The following is a 21,819-nucleotide window of genomic DNA, read 5'->3' on the forward strand; positions in this document are numbered from 1 at the left end:
CTTCGCGTCTGTGCGACTCAAGAGCAAACTTAGGTAAAGACATCAGACATATCTAAATCTCTGTGGTTAAATACAGCGTTTTTCACTTAAAACACGATATAACGTTCACACATGACACATGACAGAGGGCAGTATGGCATCAGCAAAGTTTCACAATACCTTTAGGCAGTATCATAGATGGATGGGGTTTTTCCTTGCGGGTATCATGACGGTGTATGCAGTCAGTGGAATATTGCTAATATTTCGTAGTACGGATTTTATGAAATACGAATACACCACAGTGCATGAACTTGACACCCAACTGAGCACAAAAGCGCTAGAAGAGGCCCTTCATCTGAAAGGTTTTAAAGTTCAGGCTGAAGATGAACAAGAAATTCGTTTTAACTATGGCGCTTATCAAAAAAACACGGGTGAGGCGGTTGTCACTAAAAAGGATTACCCCAAGGTATTAGCCAAATTAGTCAGTTTGCATAAAGCCACCACTAACAGCCCTTTGTTCATCTTAAATATTACTTTTGGTGTGGTGCTGCTGTTTTTTGTCGTCTCTGCGTTTTTGATGTTTATGCCAAAAGCAAAGTTGTTTAAAAACGGAATGAAAATAGCTGCGGGGGGATTTGTGTTTGCTTTGCTAGTGGTGATATTTGGTTCATAACTATTTGAATTAAAATTCATAAAAAAGGCCTCAATTGAGGCCTTTTTGTTAGGTGACTTTCGCGTTACTCAATACTGTTTATTCCGAGTACCGAGTACCGAGTACCGAGTACCGAGTGCTGCTTTTAGGCTACTAACACCGCCCTTGATAAAAGCAACTGCAACGAAAGTAGTCAATATAGATGTTACATCGCGTATGACAGTGTTATGTAACCAAAGCGACCGATGTTTTCATATGCACCAGTCTTCTCGCCTGTGCCAGTCGTTCCAAATGGAAGGTCACGGTTGAATACGTTGTCTACGCCAACAGTCAGTGATAAACCATTTTCAAATGCGTAGCCTACAGTGACGTCTGAAATCGCGTACGAGCCATATTCCATCAAAGAGCTACGGTTAGGGTTAACGGCCAGCTCTTGGTTGTCATAGATGCTGACACGCTCTAGATAACGGGTTTTGATGCCCGCTTGCCACGCATCAACCATGTAGCTCACGCTTAACATACCTTGCCACTCTGATTCACCTGCAGTACCAGCATATTCTACATAGTCAGATGTATCTTCTTGGAACGGATACTCTTTACGCTCAATTAGGTAAGTACCAATTAGGTTAGTTTTGAATGAACCGCCAAGTGCATCAAAATCATAGCCAAGTTCGAAATCCACACCAGATGCATCTTGACCTGAAAGGTTAAGAGAAAAGCTTCTAATTTGTGAAATTTCACCGCTTGCATCGCGGGTAATCAGCGAGCAGTAATCATTGCTAACGCCGCTCGTGTTATCAACACAACGATCAAGTATGGTTTGCGATCCAACTGAAGAAATGGCGTCAGTTAATTCAATTTTCCAGTAATCAACAGTAGCAACAAAGCCTTCAAGGTAAGACGGCTGATAAACCACGCCCACTGTAGTACTTTTCGATTCTTCAGCGCGAAGGTTAATGTTACCGCCTTGCTCGCCTTCGATGGTGGCCTGGTCGTAATCTGAATCAAAGTCAGCAGGTACACCGAGAGCAGCACAGTTTGATGTGCGCGTTGATGCGTCAGCCAGTTGACCTAACTCAGACGTTTTACAAGGATCGTCGATGCTGAAAAATGTTTGACTGGCTTCACCGAACAATTCACTGATGTTAGGTGCACGTAGGGCTGACGAGTGGGTAGCTCGAATACGTAGGTCGTCATACACTTGCCAGTCTAGGCCTAACTTCCAGCTTTTAGCATTGCCGATAGTGCTGTAGTCAGCAATACGCAGTGCGGTTTCAAAGTTTAGATCTTGAATACCTGGTAAGTCGGTGAGCAAAGGCACTGAAAACTCTACGTAGGCTTCCTTAACATCGAAGTCGCCCTTGTCTTCGCCTAATACGTTGAAGAAAGTTCCTTCAGCGTTGTCTGGCTCTTCAATTTCACTTTCTTCTTTGCGGTATTCAATACCCGCGGCAAAACCCACATAACCTGCTGGTAATTCATAAATACCAGAGTTGTTTACTGAGCCGCCGACAACCGTTTGCGTGATGGTGCTGTTGCCAACAGAGGTGGTGTTAACGTAGTTACGTGCAGCTTCGCTTGGCGCGCCGTCACCTAGTAGGTTTAATGGTGCACAGCCTGCTGCTTGAGCTGCCATATCACGACAGACAATTGAGCCGTCGTCAGCTTCAACCGCATCTACTGCATTGTAGAAGTTAGCCAATACAAGGTTGTTCTTGTTGGCACGCTCAAGCTTGGTTTCACCACGCGTGATATAGGTTTCAAACCCCCAATCATCGTTGATGTAACCTTCAAAACCAGCAACAAACGCGGTGGTTTCACGCTCGTCATCTTCTGTACGGCGGCCAACATCAGTCAACATACGGTCGATAGTAATTTTAGTGAGATTATTTGCACCCATTAAGGCAAGCAAGTCTTCCCCTGCATACGGGTTATCGTTTTGTATGGTTATTGCATCTGCTTCGCTTTCAAAGAAGAAAAACGCGGGCTGACCAATATTAGTTGAGCGAGTACGAGCGTACTTACCTTCAACATAACCACGGATATTATCCGTTAAGTCGTAACTTAACTTAAGGTTGTAGTTGGTGCGGTCGAACTCTGGCTGAAGCTCGCTGAATTGATTCAAATTAATAAAATCACAGTTTTCACACGCTATGCCGTCTACGTTATCACCTAGGTATACGTCGCGTACTGAACCGTTAGGGTTAAATGAATAGTAATCATCGCCAATAGCAAAGGTACCAGCGTTGCTCAAAGCATAGATGCCCGCATTAGGTGTGTAGATATCGTCAGGGACATCTAAAGAATCTCTATTGTCATCATTTTGCGCATTGTTAGCTAGATTGCGGAACGAAGTCGATGTCCAAGGGTTATCTAGGGCGTTCAAGCTTTCCTGGCTGCTGTGCTCAACTGAGAAGGCGATATTACCGCGATCATCATTGAAGTTAGTGCCGTAAGAGAATGAATACTTGTCGTTGCTGTAGTCGTGGTTGTCCGCATAGCCTTTAGTTGCACTAACTTGTAACCCTTCAATCTTGTCTTTAAGAATAAAGTTAACCACACCCGTTACCGCATCTGCGCCGTAAACCGCTGAAGCACCGCCTGTGATAATTTCAACGCGCTCAATCCAGCTGGTAGGAATGGTGTTGGTATCAACCGAAGCGGTACCTGCACTGCTCGCTACGTGGCGCTTGCCGTTGACTAATACTAGGGTGCGCTCAGTGCCCATCCCACGCAAATCAAGAAGGCTTAAACCGGCGGTGCCAATGAACTGTCCAGAGTTCGAAAGAGAGTAAGTACTCGCTAATGCAGGAAGCTCATTTAGTGCTTCACCGATATTCATGGCACCAGTATTTAGCAAACTCTCACCGCTAAGTACTGTCACAGGTGAAGGTGCGATAGCGCCTTCACGAAGTATACGAGAGCCTGTAATTTGGATTTTTTCTACTGTGTCCGCTGCATCGGCGCTTTGTTGAGCCAAAGCACTGTTTGTCATAGCTAATGAGCCGCCTAAAAGCGCTAGCTTTACGGCTTGAGTAATTTTATGCATATGTGTCCCTGAGAAGGTAATTATAGGAAAGATAAGGAATCTATCTGCTATAAGTGCAGATTGTGGTGGATTGTATGGGGCATTAGCTGTTATTTCAAACAAATATGTCGTAAATGTTTTGTTAAGTGGTGTTAATAACTATTTGCATTGATTTTTATTTAAACGTTTTAAGGCTGGTAATTGAGCGAAGAGGCTGAAAATTGAGCGCTACCAATTCGTACAAAAATCCAGTGGTACTAAAGATTTCTAATACCATCAGGGAGTTAAGCCGAGAAATTTTGTAATAGAAAAAAAATCAGCGCTAAAACGGCCGTCATTACGGCTATTTAACGCCAAAAAAGGGTGTATTACTGTGGGATGTTAAGAAGATTGCCTAAAGTCACTGACCACTGAGTTGGTTTTCTCAAGTAATTGGCGCCCCTGTCTTGATGATTGAGTGATAGCAATAAACAAGATGTCGATAATAAACTCTTGAGCAGTACGGGCCATTATCGATGACAAACGAGCAGACTCTTCTTCTGCTACTGAATATAGTTTGATATCTGCAAGATCAGATACTGGCGTTGCGCCATAGCGGGTTACCGTGATCACTTTACAACTGTTTTGCTTGGCCTGTTTCACTACATTGACGATTTCACGGGTACTGCCGGATTCACTAATGGCAAACACCAAATCGTTTTCAGACAAGGTTGCAGCAAAGGCTAGTTGGGCGTGCATATCAGGCTCTTCAATAGCTAACATGCCAAGTTTTTGTAGCTTATACGAGAAGTCTTTCCCTACCAGTGCTGAACCACCTAAGCCACAAATTAAAATGCGCTTAGCAGATTTGAGTAATTCCACAGCCTGGTGAAACGCGGCTTCTTCATTCAGGTTTTTGGTTTCGGTTAATACAGCGACTTTGCTACTAAGTAGCTTTTCTGACACTTGTTTGAAACTATCATTAAGGGTGATCTTACCGTGTAGATTGCCCTCACTCGCAGTTGAATTTAATGCGTCTATTACACCGAGCTTAAACGCTGGATACCCTTTGTATCCTAGCTTTTGGGCGAATTTCACCACGCTAGATTGACTGACGCCAACGACATTCGCGAGTTCTTGAGATGACAAATCCCTTACTGCGTTTGACGAACTAAGTACAAATTTAGCGAGCTTTAGTTCGCTATTAGAAAGGGTATCTTTAATGGCTTTTATTTTTGTGAAAGTAGACATTAAGCAACTCAGAGTAATAATTTATTATTTAGTTTACCGTAATTTTAACAAGTTACGCGTAAAACATTGTGAATTTAAGAGCAATTAGCTTACCGTTAGTGCCGATTTTCGGCAAAGACAAATCGATAATTTATTCAAAACCTTTTAACATAGTATAATTTAAAAATTGTTTGAATTTTGAACATTATTCCATTGTTAAGAAATCAAAAGCCTAGCTAAAACGTCGATTTTGCTACACAAAGCTCAAAACGCGTCACTGACCACTTGACCGTTATACGCAGCGCATTGTTCGACGCGCTGCTTCTGTATCTTTGCTAGTGAATCAATATCAAAATAACCGTATTCACAGTGCTCGTCACTTAGACATATGGCTTGTTTTCCCAAGTGAACTCTAAAAATGCATGCTTGAGAGTTATATGCACTATGAAAATACACCCCAGAAAGGTACTCAATTTCCACCTGCACGCCTAATTCTTCTTGGCACTCTCGCAACAAGGCTTGATGAATGGTTTCACCAGGCTCAAGTGCACCGCCAGGTAAGCCCCAAGCACAATTGCCATAGGTGGCTTTTAGTAATAAAACTTGCCCACCTTCATTGAAGATAACACCATGGCTGCTGATGCGAAATGTATCGTTAAACGCCATACAAATTCCCCCTATTCAGAGCTGTTAAAGAGATACGAGTAGAGCACGGTTGCAGGTCACGCTACAGGGAACACATCACACTTCATTAACAAGACCGTGCTGGCAGCAGAATATTTCATTCACCTAATGCTTACCCACGCTAACGGGTAAAGATCCTGTGGCCTGTTGATTACCCAACAGAATATTGGCCAAAGCACGATAAATAGGGCCTTCGTGGTGCGCATGGGCTGCTCCGTTTTCATCTAATTGCTCAGTAACTTGGGTGTTATAAGCGAAGCTAGCCAAAATGCCGTCCAGGTAATCGGCGTATTGAGTAACAGCATAAGGGGTGCGCATACTCACCAGAAGCGATTTTTGATGAGGTTTAACGTCTTTCATCAAGGTGAGTAACTTGGCATCTAACGCTTCTTTATTCGGTCTTAAGCGCCAATCAGTAATATCGTCCATTCCCCCCATTTCAACCAAACTTTGCTGGGGGGTAATATCAGTGTAAATCACTAATTGCGCGTCACGTTGTTGGGCAAGAATGTTATCTGTTGGCTCACTCACTAAGCTAGCACAGCGAATTGTCAGTTTAGGCCGCGGGTCAAAAGTGTTAAGTGCATCAGTTAGTGCAGTTGTCATGGCCATGCATTTAGCCTTGTCTGGCATGACGAGTTGAATGCGTTTAGTGGATTGCTTTATTGGCCATGCTTGCTGATTTTTTATTGCCACAATGGCGTAATCCGCTAAGTCTTGCTCTATTTTTAGATGAGCAGGCGCAGCCAATATGCTTTGCGCCCGAGCGAGTGCTTTTGCTGGGGATAACTGGGCAGCGTTAGACGGGATATAATTTTGTTTTAAGGTTTGAATACGTGCCACTGACGCCTCTATTTCAGCTAACGTTAAGTCGCCGATTTGAACGGCATAAGCTAAATCAGCAATCATTCTTTTAAGCTTAGGAATGTCCTGTGCAGTGCGGATCGCCATTGGCATTAACGCGATGTCAGTACCCGCCTTGAAGGTTTGTAATACCGCTTGGGTAGGTTCGTAAAAATGGGCGATGGCGGCCATATCTAACGCATCTGTGATGATCACGCCTCGAAAGCCCATTTGTTCTCTGAGCAAGTCGGTTAAAATCGCTCGCGACATAGTGGCCGGTAGTATTGTTTTGCTGCCGTCGGTTGCGGTAAATGTGGCGCTATCAAGGGCTGGGTATTGAATATGTGCCGTCATGATCATGCCCGGGTCGCCATTATCAATGGCATACTGGAATGGCGCTAAATCTACTGCTTTTATCTTATTTAAGTCATGTTCAACCAAGGGCAAGCCCGAGTGACTGTCGGTGTTGGTATCCCCGTGTCCAGGAAAGTGTTTCAGCGCAGCAATAATGCCGTTTTGTTGCATTGCTTGCATTTGGGCTAACCCCAATTCAGCAACTACTTGTGGGTCTTCCCCGAATGAGCGCACGTTTATTACAGGGTTTTCTGGGTTGACGTTTACATCAACTGAAGGAGCAAAATTAACATTAAAACCCAGTACGGCTAACTCTTTAGCAATCACATCACCGCTAAGCGTGGCAAAGTGCGTTCCATGCTCGGCGTATGTGGCACCAATGGCCATATTACCGCTGAACGCAGTACTAATATTTTGCGGTATGCGCACCACACGCCCGCCTTCTTGGTCAATAGAGATAAGCAATGGCGAGTGCCCGCCATTGGTTGAGGCTGCTTGCAAGTCTCGATTCAGGCGAAGCATTTGCTCTGTGTCGACCAAGTTATTGGCAAATAAGATAATACCGCCTACACCTGTGTCGGCGATCATCTCTTTAAGGTCGTCGGGTAACGTAGTGACAGGTGCAGTGCAGCGCTGTGTGGTCACATCAAGCTCGCTCTTTTCGCAGAAATAGCGAATATCGAGCATCAGTTTTTGCGCAACCAAGGCTTCAATCTTTGGATCGATTGATGGTTTGCTTGTGCACGATATACAAGCGATGACAAAGAAAAGGATGAAACACAAATGCACTGGCCTAAAACCCATGACTTACTCCTTAAAATAAAACACGCTGTGGTACTTATTTGTACTGCAATAAAATAACGCGCGAGGAAAATAAAACAAAAAAATCCCCGCCAGAAGCGGGGATAAACAAACAACTACCTGTATTCGCTAAGGTAAGTCGCTAAACGGAGTTAGTAATTTAGGCTAACCGAAAGTTGAACCCTACGTGGGTTAATTAAGTTTTGTGCCTCTCCAAAAGTGGCGCTTGAAAGGATGGGCTGATAGTTATAACCAGTTTGTCTGTCAAAAACGTTAAATACATCAGCTTGAAACTTCAGCTCCAAATCTTCAGTTATATTAAAGGCTTGGGCGTAGTTTAAGTCTAACTGCCAATGGCTTGATTCACGACGGCTGCCAGCAGGTTCAGAGTAACGAATAGTAGAGCTTGAATAACCATAAGCACCACCGTCCCACTCTTCCCAAACATCGCCAGATTGGAAGACAAAGTTAAAACCGATGTCAGCGTTCCAATCCGTTGTGTAGTAACCCAGTGCTTTTAATACATGAGGGCGGTCACCATTTAAGGTACCTGATTTGCCGTCCCACAACATGCGGCCGCGACCATCACCTAAATTTGACGACCCAACAAACAAGTTACCATCAGAAGCTGTACTGGTAATGTCTTGGTCGTAATTGCCAAAGTAATGACTCCAAACATAAGACACGTTCAGGTAATAGTTGTCGCCAGTATAGTCACCTTCAAGACTCCACTCGTAGTAGGTATTTTCAGCACCATCTAGTTCAGCAATAACATAGCTACCGTCGCTTGCAGATAGTCCCATGCTGGAATATTGCTCGGCCAAATCTGGAATAAACAGGCCTTTGTCACGTAAGTTCTCTGGCACGCCACCAAAAGGACCATAGTCTCCATAGGTGCGGGCATTGTTAGGCTGATCTTCCCATGCGTGGAAGGCCTTACGCTGACGTACATGAGTGCGAACGAAGAATTCGTTTGATATGTATTTCGTCATACCAATGGTGATTTCATCTGTGCGACGGGCATCCATGTCATCTTGAAATAATTTACCCGATGAACCGTTTGCTTCGGTATTACCGATAAACGCGCCGTCGGCATCAAAGTAAACTTTTTGGGTTGATTGATTGTTACGATCCCATGAGGCGGCGCGGGCAAGAGAGGTAGTATCTGGGTTGTAGCTAGCAAAGTTAGCAAACACGGTATCGCGACCGTTATAGGCCCAAGTGATACCGAGTCTAGGTTGAATCATGTCCATAAAATCAAGCTCATACATTTTGTACTTGTTGCCAGGAGCAACTTCGTAACCTGATGCATTTGCTGAGTTTTCTCTTAGACCTTGTCCGTATAAAGTATCGTTGCTGAATAAGAAACCGACGTTGTAAGTGAAATCACCGTGCTCAATCGTGTCGTTCACTTCAATGTTGATAATTTCAGATGTTGAAGTCAGTGGGTTTAGGTTCTCTTCGCCATTTAAGCTGTTTGAGTAAACTGTTGCGCTGTAATAGATGGCTTCCTCTGTTTCAAAGTCGGTATCTACACCCAACCCGCCGTTATAGCTGATTGCGCCCCAACCATTTGACAGTCGAGTAAGCACTTCTTCGCTTTCCTTCCACTGACCACCAATATGAATATTGTGAACGGTATTACCTAGCTCCATTTCGTGGTCAAGAGCGACTTCAAAGCTCTTACGAGAGAAATCTTGATTGTTTATTAGGGATGCACCACCAATATTCCCACCACCCGTTAATACGCCAGCATCATCCGTATAACCATAAGCATCGATTAGCGCTTGGGCTGTTTCTGCATCAAAACCTTCGTCAGTTCTAATCGTTGGAACAAAGAACAAGCCTTGCTGATCAAGGCTATTTAAATCAAGAGAGCCTCCAATTGTTGGGATCACACCTGAAAAAATGGTGTCAGGACGGCTAGAGTTCTCGTTCTTAAAATCACTGTATTGAAAGGTTAACGTAGTGTAGTCATCAATAATATATGACCCATCAATAGTGAAAATATCTTGCGATACCGAGCTCCCCTCAGACGTAGAATCAGTCGCTTTTGAATCTACAGAATCGCCGACAACGTCTTTATCAGAGGTTCTGTAGCTAACGTTTAACAATACATCTTCGGTCGGTGCCCAGGTTAACTTACCGAAATATTCATCACGATCACTTTCATACTGCTTAGTAGGGCCGTAAGCGGTTTCTTTATTGTCACGGGTTATTTCAGGGCCAAAATACGAACCATAAAAATACAATTCATCTTCAATCAATGCGCCGCTGACATTGGCACTCATCCAAGTTTTGTCTTCTTCAAAGGTCGAAGTAGTACTTTCTGTTGTATCACGATCCGCAGATAAACTTGCAGGCTCGATACGATACTCTACGCTGGCATGAAATTCGTTCGTGCCTGATTTAGATAAGGTATTGATTGATAGACCACCGGCACGGTTGAAGCCTATTGCTTTTGCCCCCCCACGATCAATTGACACGAATGCGACATCTTGTGTCGACGGTTCAGAAGCTAGGTTACCGTACATGGGTAGTGATACGTCGACGCCGTCGAAGCCATATTTATTGTCTCGACCAGAGCCACCGGCTGATGGGCCAAGAGTGGCATTTTCTGAATATTGCACGCCTGGAATTATAGCTAATAAAGAGCGGTAATCTTGGCCGGTGGGTACGCGGGATATAACGTCTTCACCCAAAGAGTTTGTGAGCGAAGAGTCACCTTCGCGGCTGATGCGAGAGCCGACAATTTGAATGACTTCGGTGCTGTCAGTCGGTGCCGCTTCAAATGCCACGTCAACATTAGATGTTTGATCTAACAATACATCTACTTGGGTTTGACGAACAGTACCGTCAGATGATGTAAATGTCAGTGTGTATTTACCAGGCTTTAGGGCCGGTAAAACATAGCTACCATCTGCTTTTGTTTTAACCGTTCTAGGCTTGGGCATTACGTTACTTGACGCGGTGACAGTGACATCGTTTACCGAAATGTCAGTCGCTTGCGTTTCAACCTTACCCTTAATGCCGCCGGCTTGTTGTGCCATAGCGGCGGGTGCGCCAGCTAATGAGCTTGCCAGTAGCACTGCGGAGAGTGTGGTTGCGCGATTGTTCCATGCACCTTGCATGGCACGGTAAATCCGTTGTTGTATGAAATTTCTAGATTGTGTTGCCATGTGTTCACCTATTTGTTGCTTGTGCTTTTTTATTTGAGGACGACGACTCATAAGCCTTCATTAAGTAGTTTTTATTATTGTTGTCTGAGCATTTAACAAACAATATTTGATATCGTCAAGAATAATATGTTCTTTATTGTTGGTTTTTTAGTAATAATTTATCTTTAAAATTGAGGGGTGAAGTAGCGGAACTGCCCGAAAAATGGGTATCGTACTAAGGCATCAAGGTGTGTTTTGTTACCTTTTTATACCCTTGTCTGATCGCGGGTTTTGCCTTAATCGTAAAGAGGTTATGCTGAAATACCGAAAATTTTGAAAGTTAGCGTCTGGAGCACATGTTTGCTAAGCAGTGTTGATAGTTTGCACATTAAGTTATGGAATTATTATTCAAATTATTTATTATAACTGTAATTAATTATTCAAAAGTGGGTGCTTTTGAGTGGAAATAGTGATCTGGAAGATTCACAGGCAACGGGATATCCTCAGTGTTATGAAAAAACATATTACGAGTTGGCAGCGATCTGTCTTGATATGCATATTAACGGTAGTCATCGTCAGCTGTGCGGCACTACCGATTAACGAAATGCCATCAAAAAACTTCAGCCATCGGGTAAAGTTTCTGGTGATGCATTTTACCGCTATTGATTATCAAAAATCGATTCACGCATTGGTAGATGAAGGCGGGTTGAGTGCTCATTATCTTATTCCTGAATCAAATGATCCCAGTTACCCTAAAGATTCTTTAGAAATTCTCAAATTAGTAGATGAAAACAAGCGAGCTTGGCATGCAGGTAACAGTGTGTGGCAAGGGCGCAGCGAATTAAATGATTCATCCATAGGCATAGAAATTGTCAATGTGCCTGAATGTCATTTTGACAAAGAAGCCAAAACAACCTCTGAGCATGGCGAGAATCGCTTATGCGTATTTCCCGATTACGACTCAAAGCAAATCGAATTGCTAATTGCCCTTAGTAAACAAATACTGGCCCGTAATCCAGACATATCGCCTACCAAGGTGGTGGGACACTCAGATATCGCACCGTCGCGTAAGAACGATCCAGGCCCAAGATTTCCTTGGTTTGAGCTATACCAAGCTGGCATAGGTGCTTGGTATGAAAACACTACTTTCGAGAGCTATTGGCAGCGTTTTAATCAGTATCAACCGAATATTGGCCTAGTACAAAGTGCTTTACGTGCTTATGGCTATAATGTGCTGGAAACGGGCATTCGTGATGAACAAACAAGCAATGTGATCAGTGCGTTTCAAATGCACTTCTTACCTTGGCAAGTAACAGGCAAAGCAGACAGCAAAACTGCTGCCGCTGTGTTTGCTTTACTCGATAAATACTTTGCTAAAAAAGCCAAAAAGTTGATGGCACGCTACATTGACGAGCAAGTGACTGAGTCAACAGAGCCCAAGGCCGTAAAGCATGGGCAAGTGGATCAAGTATTCCCCATGCAAGAGCGCAGCACTCGGCAATTGGTAAACGATCGTGAACGTTTCAAAGCGTACCAAGGGCGAGGTGAGATTCAGATTAATAGCCAAGGCGCAGAGCAAGCCGATATCTACGTCAATGGCCAAAAACTCAATATAACGCAACCCTTTGCGCCAGAGGAGCGCTACCAATACAGCTTGAAGCGTCGCACCAAAGATGGCACTAACACCTTGCGTGTAGAGAATATTTTACCTGAGGGTAGCGAGCTCAAAGTGACTATTCCGTCACCTACCTTAATAGACACCAGCACGTCGCAGCAAAATCGTTTTGCCCGAGTCGATGCGCTTATTCAGCAAGATATACATGACGGATTCCCTGGTGCGGTATTGTTGGTTATCAAAGACGGAGAAATCATCAAGCGCAGCGCATACGGTGATGCACGCAAATACGCTGATGGTGGTGAGTTACTCCCGGAGCCGCAAAAAATGCGGGTTGATACGCTGTTTGATATTGCTTCGAACACGAAAATGTTTGCTACCAACCTGGCTCTAATGAAGCTGGCAAGCGCAGGTAAGCTAGACGTCAATGCACCTATTCAGCACTACATGCCTGACTATCGAGGCGGCGGGCGAGAAACGCGTTTAGTACGAGATTTACTCACTCATACCGCTGGTTACGCCCCTCAAGTACGATTTTTTACGCCTGAAAATACAGCTGGCAAGAGCTTGTATTCTCAGGACTCACAGCGAACGGACCAGTTACTGCTAAACCGAGTGCCATTTGCCATGGGGCGCAATGTTAAAGCGGTCTACAGTGACACTGACTATATGTTGCTGGGTATGTTGGTTGAGCGTATTACGGGTATGGGGCTAGATGCTTACGTTGAGCAGCAAATTTATCAACCCTTGGGGTTGAGCAATACCCTATTTAACCCACTATTAAAAGGCCGCGCGAAAGGCGAATTTGCTGCCACTGAGATACAGGGCAATAGCCGCGGTGGTCGAGTCACCTTCGACAATATGCGCGAGTATGTGTTGCAGGGGGAAGTGCACGATGAAAAAGCCTTTTACTCACTTGGCGGGGTAGCCGGTCATGCTGGGTTGTTCTCTACCGTAGACGATTTGGCCGTGCTGGGGCAGTTGTTATTGAACGGCGGTGGCTACGGCAAAAACCAAATCTTTGATGAAGCAGTGTTACAACAGTTTATTAAGCCAGAAGAGCGCGATGACAGTTATGGACTTGGCTGGCGCCGAGCAGGCCGGGGGCAAAGTAAATGGCATTTCGGTCCTTATGCTAGCGCTCAGGCTTATGGTCATACGGGTTGGACAGGTACAGTCTCAGTGATTGACCCCAAATATGACTTGGCTATCTTCTTGCTCACCAATGCACGGCACTCAAAAGTCCAAGAAGATGAAAGCGGCCATGTTGAGTTTGCAGGTAAAACCTTTGAAACCGGCAAATATGGCAGTGTGGTTAGTTTGGTGTACGAGGCCGTGCTTAACGGCAAATAAACCAGAGTCACCCTGATCCTAAGTTTACTTTTTAAGACAAATTTTAAGGCAAACAACACTATGACGTTAAACGGCCGTAACAAGATAAATTCAGTTATCTCAGTCTTATATTTGTGTGTGATTATGTGGGCGACAACGTCAGGAGCACAAGTGAGGGCAGAAAAACACGTTAAGCCTCAAGCGCCCGTGCTGAGCAAGGCAAAGGTAGACAGGCAAATACATAACATCATGGATAGCTTACATATTCCAGGTGTGGCGGTCGGCGTGATTAAAAATGGTAAGGTGGTGCTCAAGCAAAGCTATGGTGTGAAGAATATTCACAGCAATGAGCCTGTTAGTGCACAAAGCCTATTTAAAATTGCCTCGAACACCAAAGCCTTCACCGCTGCGGCATTGGCCATCTTAGTCGACGAAGGAAAGTTAAGTTGGGACGACCCAGTCGTTAAGCATTTGCCAGACTTTCAAATGCACGACCCATGGATAAGCACCCATTTTACCATTACGGATTTACTAACGCACAGAAGCGGATTAGGCCTAGGCGCGGGGGATTTAATGCTTTGGCCTGAGCCTTCGAGCTTTAGTCGCGCTGAAGTCGTACATAACCTGCGTTACTTAAAGCCTACGGGACAGTTTCGCGCAGATTACGCCTATGACAACCTTTTGTATATTGTCGCTGGCGAGGTGGTCGCTGCAGCAAGTGGCCAGTCTTGGGAGCAATTTATTGAAAAGCGCATCTTTGTGCCCCTAGGCATGCAGCATTGCTTTGCAGGTCACATACCTCAAGCGCAGCAAGCATTGGCGGCAACCCCGCATGGCATGGTAAACAATAAACTAGCGACCATAGTGCGTGATATAGATACCAGTAAGCCGAATGTATCAGGCGCCGCTGGCGGTATCCAATGCAGCCTAGAAGACATGCTAATTTGGGCACAAGTGCAGCTTGACCAAGGTATGACGGCAGATGGAAAACAACTGTTCTCATCTGCCCAGCATCAACAAATGTGGTCAGCAAAAACGATCATGCCGGTTTCAAATACGGATAAACGCCATAACCAGAGTCACTTTAGTGCCTACGGATTGGGTTGGCGCCTAAATGATGTAGATGGCAAGTTACGAGTGCATCACAGTGGTAGCTTGGCGGGGATGTATTCTTATGTAAGTTTCTTTCCAGAATTGGATTTGGGCATAGTGGTACTGACTAACCAGCAATCGAGCGCAGCACGCAGTGCAATCATGTACACCCTAATGAAGCCCTACTTAGGCGATTATGAAACAGATTGGTTAAAGGTGTATGCGCCCAAGTTATCACCTTCAAGCAACAAGGCGTCAGGCAACTATATGGGGAATAACGAAGCCGTTCCCAAAACACAACAACCTGTTGCTTTGACTAACGGCTCCCTAAATGTAGCGTTAGGTGTTTATCGTGACGATTGGCTTGGGGATTTTTATTTAGAGCAAAAAGACGGCCGTATTCAGTTGCGCTCTAAAAGAGTGGTAAAGCTTGTGGGCGGCTTATATAGGGATGAAGAAAAAGACCGTTTTTTGGTGCGCTGGGATGACAGAAGTTTAGATGCTGATGTGTACGCCAAGCTCTACCGTGACCAGAATAATGGCATAACCTTTATGAAGCTTATCCCTGTGCACGCTAATATTGATTTTAGCTATGATTTCCAAGATCTCACTCTGCATAAAATAATTGATTAAATCACTGATAAATAAAGTTTTTTATGATTTAAATTTGGGCGTTATATAACGCTCATTTTGATACAAAAATAAATATCATTTTTTTGCAAAAAAATGTTGATTTAATCTACGTAACGCCTATATTCCGCACCAATATCATTGCCCAGACCATCCTACTGATGTGGCAAGCATGAGCTGTTAATTTTCTAATTGATTTTGCTTGGCTTGTGGCGCTGACGGCGTGTCCTAAATACAAGTCAAATTGCTATTTGGAGCGCTGTAAAATGTTTAAAACGATTGTTGTGGTGGATAATGCCGAAGGCTTCCCTGAGCTGGACGCGACCGTGATTGATTTTGCCCAGTATCTTGCCGACTATCCTAAAGTAGGCGAGCCTAAAACCCGTATTATTAACCTATGTGACACAGATAAATATCTGAGTCAGGGGTACTACTGCTCGTTATTGGCTGAAGCACGCCAACACAAGGTGTTACCAAGCGTAAACACCATTAACGATTTGAGTGAATCGTTGACTGACCAAAGCAACATATTGACCCCAGTGCCCAAATACATGAGCACGGATTTATACGCTCATATTGACGATGAATTACCCCAAGAAATTTTGGTGTTTTTCGGCTGGTCGCAAAACGAGCGCCACAAACGAATTGCTAAGCACGTGTTTGAACGCTTTCCTGCGCCTATTTTGCGCTTAACCTTTAGCCGCGACGAGAAAGGCTTGAGCGTGCAACCAAAAGCCTTGGGTATCCGTGAAATTGATCCAAGCCTATGGCCGCTATTTGCGGAGCGCTTAGAGCATTTTACCCAGAAGTATTGGCGTAGTCGTAGCAACAAAAAACGTTTCCGTTGGGACATGGCTATTCTGGTAAACCCAGAAGAAAAGACTGCGCCTAGTGACAGCAAGGCAATCCAGAACTTTGTGAAAGCAGCAGAGCAGGTGGGTATTAACGCTGAGGTGATCACCGCCAAACAAGGGCCTATGATCAGTCAATTCGATGCATTGTTTATTCGTGAAACGACCGCGATAAACCATCATACTTACCAACTTGCTCGTAAGGGTGAACAAGAAGGGTTAGAAGTGATTGATGATGCCACTTCTATTTTGCGTTGCTGCAACAAGGTGTTTTTGCACGATGCGTTTAGCTACAACAAAGTACCGTCACCGAAGAGTCGTTTTGTGTCGAATTCGAGCGACCAAACCTGTGAGCTGTTAGAAGCTGAGTTTAACTACCCTATGGTATTAAAACTGCCTGAAAGCTCTTTCTCGATTGGTGTGTTTAAAGTTGAAAACTTGGTTGAGCTAAAACTTAAGTTGGTTGAAATGTTACGCCAGTCAGCCTTAGTGCTGATCCAAGAGTTCGTGTACACAGACTACGATTGGCGTATCGGTGTGCTAAACGGCCGTGCGATTTACGCTTGCCGTTACTTTATGGCACGTAACCATTGGCAAATTTACAACCATAGCTCGAAGAAACACTTCTCTGGTGACTTTGAAACCTTGCCTACGTTTGAAGTGCCTAAGCCGGTGCTTGATGCAGCGGTAAAAGCCAGCGCCATTGTGGGTAAAGGTTTGTACGGTGTAGACATCAAACAAGTCAACAATCAGGTTTACGTGATTGAAGTGAATGACAACCCAAGCTTAGAGTCGAAAGTGGAAGATTTGTACTTAGGCAAAGAGCTATACATGTTGGTGATGCAAGAATTCGCTAACCGTCTTGAGCTACGAGGCAAATAAGATGTCCCTTGGACACAAATTACAGCAAGAATCGTCACCTGAAAACGCAGTAGTAGAGGCCAACAAACCCACGCTGAATAGCGTTAAAACTGTGAGCATTCGGAATGCTCAAGTAGATGACATTGCGCAGCTGGTGGAATTAGAGAATGCGAGTTTTCAATCTGATCGTCTGAGCCAACGCCGTTTTATGCATTGGCTCAAGGCTACGGATAGTCATCGGGTTTTTATGGTTGCTACCCACGATGATAACGTTCTGGGTTACGGCTTAGTGATCATGCGCAAAGGCACGCGCTTGGCACGCTTATATTCAATTGCCGTGAGCACAAGTGCCCAAGGCATGGGCGTGGGCAAAAAACTACTATTGGCCCTTGAGCAGCAAACCCTTGAGCAAGACAAGCTATTTATGCGCCTTGAAGTGGCAACGAATAACACGGGTGCGATTAAGTTATACGAGAGCTTGGGATATCGTACCTTTGGTACGTACGCCAATTACTATCAAGGCTCGATAGATGCGCTGCGGATGCAAAAACCAATTCGCCAAAGTCTGTCTTTGCAAACCTTGCCTGAGTACCCTTGGTATCAGCAAACAACGGAGTTTACCTGTGGCCCGTCGTCTTTGATGATGGCTATGGCCAACCTGAATGCTGAATTGGATATGTCGCAATCGCTGGAATTGGACATTTGGCGTCAAGCAACAACGATCTTCATGACCTCTGGGCATGGTGGTTGCCATCCGATAGGGTTGGCGTTAGCCGCTCATTCATTGGGGTTCGAAGTAACGGCTTACGTGAATACCAAGGCGCCATTGTTTATTGATGGTGTACGCAGTGAGCACAAAAAGTACATCATGCAAGCAGTGGATCGGCAATTTTTACAACAAGCTAAAGCCCAGGGGATCAAGATTATTTATACCGATCCTGACGTCAAAGCTTTGCACAAAGGGCTGTCTAAAGGGGCTGCGGTCATTAGCTTGATTAGCACCTATCAGCTAGATGGGAAAAAAATACCGCACTGGGTAACAGTTACACACATAGATGAAGATTGTTTGTACCTGCATGACCCAGATCCAGATGATTTGCATCCGCAACCGATGGACTGTCAGCATATACCCATTGCGCGGGAAGACTTTTTTAGCATGTCTGCATTTGGTAAAAGTAAATTGCGTACAGCGTTGTTGATTACCAAAAAATAGATTAAAAACAATTTGTTATAATTGAAGGTCTGCTTGGTGCAGGCCTTTTTTATCGTGAATACGAATTTTTTTGCCGTTCCAATCGCCATGATTAACAGTGAACCAAGACAGCAAAAAAGTCGTAAAGCATCTAATCGGTCGAGTTCTGCTTATTTGGTCTGAGGATTGCTTAGGTTAGCAGTTGTATATTTAACCTGGGTTGGCTCGTGATCCCTCTCATACATAAAGTATGGCTGTGTTATAGTCGTAGTCAGTAACTACTGTCTAATAACACATGAGGGTAAGCAATCAGTTTACTCTACAGTTTTTTGTTAATCCTCTAGCGAATTAACTCGGTCATCAGGCCGCAACAATAACGAAAGCTAAAAATTGGATTACAAATACCCAACAAGAAGGAATCAACGTGTCTCAAATATTATTAGTCGATGATGATAAGGAATTTACCGACGTAGCGAGTAATATTATCGAGTTTTTAGGCCATGACGTCGAAATAGCTAACAATTTAGAAGAAGCCTACAACTGCATCGAGTTTCAGCGCTTCGACCATATATTGCTCGATTTCATGTTACCTGACGGTAGTGCGTTGCATTTAATAGACAAATTAAACACTCAGGACAAAGTCCCATTTGTGACCTTGATCACTGGGCACCCATCGGTGAAAAGCATTATCTCTGGTATGTGCGGACCTAACGTTAACTATCTTGTTAAGCCGTTGCAGCGCGAAGATTTAGAGTTGGTGTTATCTGGTAAAAGAAAGGCTGTGAAAAAAGCCAAATCATCTTCTATCACTAAGCACTTTGGTTGCTTGGTGGGTGAGTCTGCCCCCATGCAAGAACTCTACGAAATGATTGACCGCGTGGGTAAAACCAATGCCAATGTCATGCTAATGGGCGAAAGTGGTGTCGGTAAAGAAGTCGTTGCCCACGCCATTCATACCGCAAGTGACGTTGAAGGGCCGCTTGTGGCAACCAACTGTGGCGCGTTATCTAGAGAGCTCATTGGTAGCGAGCTGTTTGGTCATGAGAAAGGTTCATTCACTGGCGCTGTAGGGCGTAAAATTGGTGTGTTTGAGCAAGCCCAACAAGGCACTTTATTTCTTGATGAGATAACGGAAATGCCATTAGAAATGCAGCCTAACTTACTGCGCGTGTTAGAAAGTAAACGCGTTACCCGAGTCGGCGCCGTAAAAGATACACCAGTTGATTGCCGGGTGATCTCAGCCACCAACCGTACAGTTGAAGAGATTGCACAAAGCAAGGTGTTGCGCGAAGACATTTACTTCCGTTTAGCTGTATTCCCCATCACTATTCCACCACTGCGTGAACGTCTGGCGGACATTCCACTCTTGGCCACTGCGTTTATCGAGCAATTAAATGCAGAAAACGACACTAACTTTGCGTGGCAGAACGAGCAATTAGATCAATTAAAAGCGTATGGCTGGCCGGGTAACATTCGTGAATTGCGCCATGCTATCCACAGAGCCTTCATTATGAGCGACCCAAAAGGCACAGAAGTCACCTTGCCAAAAAATTTCGAGTCCCCGTTTGCTAAGAATCAAACTTCGACTAATCAGGTTACGGCTGGCCAAACGATAGATGACGTAGAAAAAGAACTGATCCGTGTGACATTGGAAAAGGTAGAAGGCAACAAAACCTTAGCCGCTGAAATGCTTGGCATCAGTACCAAGACTTTATATAACCGTTTAAATGCTTGGGAAAATCAAGCTCAGGGATAAATCATGCAATCATCACAAGGCGCGCAGCCCGTTACAACGAACTCTTTAATACACGATGTGCGTAACCCATTGAATCGCATTTCTATGCAAGCTGAAATGGTTAAACTTGTGTTGGAAAATGACATGCCCAAGGAAAAGGCAATTGCTGCTTTGGACAAGATCCTCGTCGCCTGTCAAGACAGCAGCGCGGCGCTACAAAAGCTGGCTGAGCACTCACGCTCAGATGCCGAGTCTTAATTTTCCGCGCGTTTCGAACGATTCGAAGTAAAGCATCGACAGCTCATATTTAAAGGACGATTATGCACGTTAAACGCCTGTTTGGTAATACCACTGCGACCTGGGTCATTATCTCTGTCATAGTGGTGGGCATCATAGGGACAAACTTATCTATCGCGTTAAACACGGTTAATCAGCTTTCTACCGTGCAAACTGACCTAGATAAAACCAGCAATATTATTGTACGTCTCGAAAGTCTGCATTTGTCCGTAGTGGTCGCCGAATCAGGCCAGCGTGGGTATTTATTGACCGAGTACGAAGAATATCTCAATCCTTATCACGCTGAATTACAGACCCTCGACGAGAAAATAGCGTTGGTACGAAACATCAAGTCGGATGTGGCTGGGCAAAAAGAGCGCATCGACGACTTGCTGGTCTTGATCGGTGAGAAAATTACCGAACTGACCAGCACTGTAGATTTAGCGTTAGAGCAGCGTGAAAAATCGGCGCTCAGGCAAATTATGACCAACCGCGGGCGTGATCTATATCGGGAAATCCGTAAGACCATGCAACAGTTAATTGGTAGCGAGTACCAGCATAGGCAAACACTGTATACCCAATTAAAAAGTATACAACGTGATGCCAAAGTTAACTTTGGGGTGTCAGCTGTGACCAGTGGCTTACTGGTCATAGGCATGTTTTTAATGGCGCGCATTAATTTAAGAATTAGTAACCGCTATCAGGATGACTTGGAAGAGCAGAACGAGCTACTTCAGGAAAAGGTCGATTTGCGCACTCAAGAGCTAACGGTATACTCCGAAGAACTCAGCCGCAGTAACCGAGAATTGGAAGATTTTGCCTTTGTCGCCTCCCATGACTTACAAGAGCCGTTGCGAAAAATACAAGCCTTTAGTGATCGCCTGACCACTATTTACAAAGACCAATTAGACGAGCGCGGTGTCGACTACATTAAACGAATGACCACTGCTGCTTTTCGTATGTCTACCTTAATCAATGATTTACTTGAGTTTTCTCGAATTACTACGCGGGGAAAAGAGTTCGTTGAAGTAGAATTAAACAGCGTTTTGGATGAAGTTTTGGGTGATTTGGAAATTGCTATTGCAGAAACAGGTGCGCAAATCGAAATCGCGCCGTTGCCAAAAGTCTGTGCCGATCCTAGTCAGATGTATCAGTTGTTTCTTAATGTGCTATCCAATGGTCTGAAGTTCCACAAGGTCGATGTGGCGCCTGTTATTAGCGTGTCAGTGGAGCAAAAAGAGTTGCGTGATGAGCTTCAGCATGTTGATGTGCCAAGTTGCATTGTGACAATTAAAGATAACGGTATCGGTTTCGAGCAAACCTATGCTGACAAAATATTTTCGCCTTTTCAGCGACTTCATGGTCGTACAGCGTATAAAGGAACGGGGATTGGCTTAGCCGTATGCCGCCGCATTGTTGAGCGTCATGGTGGTACCATTACCGCATTAAGTAGCCCGAATGAAGGGGCTGAGTTTACAATTACATTGCCGATAGACGCAGTCGTTAACAAATATATGGGAGAATAGA

13 protein-coding genes are annotated in these 21,819 nt (G+C 44.5%); 8 read left to right on the top strand and 5 right to left on the bottom strand.

Annotated features, from left to right (window positions below; translation table 11 throughout):
- Positions 1-133: 133 nt before the first annotated feature.
- Positions 134-652, top strand: a complete 519-nt coding sequence (locus GMES_RS05075) for a PepSY domain-containing protein (protein WP_033184923.1) — start codon at positions 134-136, stop codon at positions 650-652.
- Between the two features lie 184 nt (positions 653-836).
- Here the strand turns inward: GMES_RS05075 and GMES_RS05080 are convergent, their stop codons facing one another.
- The 5 genes from GMES_RS05080 to GMES_RS05100 form a co-directional block, all read right to left on the bottom strand.
- The gene (locus GMES_RS05080) at positions 837-3,680 is read right to left on the bottom strand and encodes a TonB-dependent receptor domain-containing protein (RefSeq protein WP_006991514.1); all 2,844 of its coding nucleotides are present in this window, start codon (positions 3,678-3,680) and stop codon (positions 837-839) included.
- A gap of 360 nt (positions 3,681-4,040) precedes the next feature.
- A complete protein-coding gene (locus tag GMES_RS05085; protein ID WP_006991515.1) occupies positions 4,041-4,889 on the bottom strand; it encodes a MurR/RpiR family transcriptional regulator in 849 nt (282 codons plus the stop codon).
- Between the two features lie 243 nt (positions 4,890-5,132).
- Positions 5,133-5,534: an NUDIX hydrolase gene (locus GMES_RS05090; protein WP_006991516.1), complete on the bottom strand. Its 402-nt coding sequence runs from the start codon at positions 5,532-5,534 to the stop codon at positions 5,133-5,135.
- A gap of 123 nt (positions 5,535-5,657) precedes the next feature.
- Entirely contained in the window at positions 5,658-7,553 is a 1,896-nt protein-coding gene (locus GMES_RS05095) for a glycoside hydrolase family 3 N-terminal domain-containing protein (RefSeq protein WP_006991517.1), read from the bottom strand.
- Positions 7,554-7,702: 149 nt separating this feature from the next.
- A complete protein-coding gene (locus GMES_RS05100) occupies positions 7,703-10,729 on the bottom strand; it encodes a TonB-dependent receptor (RefSeq protein ID WP_039986712.1) in 3,027 nt (1,008 codons plus the stop codon).
- A 490-nt stretch (positions 10,730-11,219) separates the two neighbouring features.
- Between GMES_RS05100 and pbp4b the strand changes: the two genes are divergently transcribed.
- From pbp4b to GMES_RS05135, 7 genes are all read left to right on the top strand, one after another.
- Complete coding sequence (pbp4b, locus tag GMES_RS05105; protein ID WP_039986658.1) at positions 11,220-13,676, top strand: penicillin binding protein PBP4B; 2,457 nt, start codon at positions 11,220-11,222, stop codon at positions 13,674-13,676.
- Positions 13,677-13,736: 60 nt separating this feature from the next.
- A complete protein-coding gene (locus tag GMES_RS05110) occupies positions 13,737-15,380 on the top strand; it encodes a serine hydrolase domain-containing protein (RefSeq protein ID WP_006991521.1) in 1,644 nt (547 codons plus the stop codon).
- Positions 15,381-15,643: 263 nt separating this feature from the next.
- The gene (locus tag GMES_RS05115) at positions 15,644-17,110 is read left to right on the top strand and encodes a RimK family ATP-grasp domain-containing protein (RefSeq protein ID WP_006991522.1); all 1,467 of its coding nucleotides are present in this window, start codon (positions 15,644-15,646) and stop codon (positions 17,108-17,110) included.
- Between the two features lies 1 nt (position 17,111).
- Entirely contained in the window at positions 17,112-18,302 is a 1,191-nt protein-coding gene (locus GMES_RS05120; RefSeq protein WP_006991523.1) for a GNAT family N-acetyltransferase/peptidase C39 family protein, read from the top strand.
- 403 nt (positions 18,303-18,705) lie between these two features.
- Complete coding sequence (locus GMES_RS05125; RefSeq protein ID WP_006991524.1) at positions 18,706-20,037, top strand: sigma-54-dependent transcriptional regulator; 1,332 nt, start codon at positions 18,706-18,708, stop codon at positions 20,035-20,037.
- 3 nt (positions 20,038-20,040) lie between these two features.
- A complete protein-coding gene (locus tag GMES_RS05130; RefSeq protein WP_006991525.1) occupies positions 20,041-20,274 on the top strand; it encodes a hypothetical protein in 234 nt (77 codons plus the stop codon).
- A gap of 62 nt (positions 20,275-20,336) precedes the next feature.
- Positions 20,337-21,818 (top strand): sensor histidine kinase, encoded by a 1,482-nt coding sequence (locus GMES_RS05135; RefSeq protein ID WP_006991526.1) that lies wholly within the window; start codon positions 20,337-20,339, stop codon positions 21,816-21,818.
- The last annotated feature ends 1 nt before the right edge of the window (position 21,819 follow it).

The sequence above is a fragment of the Paraglaciecola mesophila KMM 241 genome (assembly GCF_000315015.1).
Lineage (GTDB): Bacteria > Pseudomonadota > Gammaproteobacteria > Enterobacterales > Alteromonadaceae > Paraglaciecola > Paraglaciecola mesophila.

Bases quoted from the DNA above. Each gene is read 5' to 3' on its own strand.
- GMES_RS05075 (WP_033184923.1), top strand. From the start codon at position 134: ATGGCATCAGCAAAGTTTCACAATACCTTTAGGCAGTATCATAGATGG.
- GMES_RS05080 (WP_006991514.1), bottom strand. From the start codon at position 3,680: ATGCATAAAATTACTCAAGCCGTAAAGCTAGCGCTTTTAGGCGGCTCA.
- GMES_RS05085 (WP_006991515.1), bottom strand. From the start codon at position 4,889: ATGTCTACTTTCACAAAAATAAAAGCCATTAAAGATACCCTTTCTAAT.
- GMES_RS05090 (WP_006991516.1), bottom strand. From the start codon at position 5,534: ATGGCGTTTAACGATACATTTCGCATCAGCAGCCATGGTGTTATCTTC.
- GMES_RS05095 (WP_006991517.1), bottom strand. From the start codon at position 7,553: ATGGGTTTTAGGCCAGTGCATTTGTGTTTCATCCTTTTCTTTGTCATC.
- GMES_RS05100 (WP_039986712.1), bottom strand. From the start codon at position 10,729: ATGGCAACACAATCTAGAAATTTCATACAACAACGGATTTACCGTGCC.
- pbp4b (WP_039986658.1), top strand. From the start codon at position 11,220: ATGAAAAAACATATTACGAGTTGGCAGCGATCTGTCTTGATATGCATA.
- GMES_RS05110 (WP_006991521.1), top strand. From the start codon at position 13,737: ATGACGTTAAACGGCCGTAACAAGATAAATTCAGTTATCTCAGTCTTA.
- GMES_RS05115 (WP_006991522.1), top strand. From the start codon at position 15,644: ATGTTTAAAACGATTGTTGTGGTGGATAATGCCGAAGGCTTCCCTGAG.
- GMES_RS05120 (WP_006991523.1), top strand. From the start codon at position 17,112: ATGTCCCTTGGACACAAATTACAGCAAGAATCGTCACCTGAAAACGCA.
- GMES_RS05130 (WP_006991525.1), top strand. From the start codon at position 20,041: ATGCAATCATCACAAGGCGCGCAGCCCGTTACAACGAACTCTTTAATA.
- GMES_RS05135 (WP_006991526.1), top strand. From the start codon at position 20,337: ATGCACGTTAAACGCCTGTTTGGTAATACCACTGCGACCTGGGTCATT.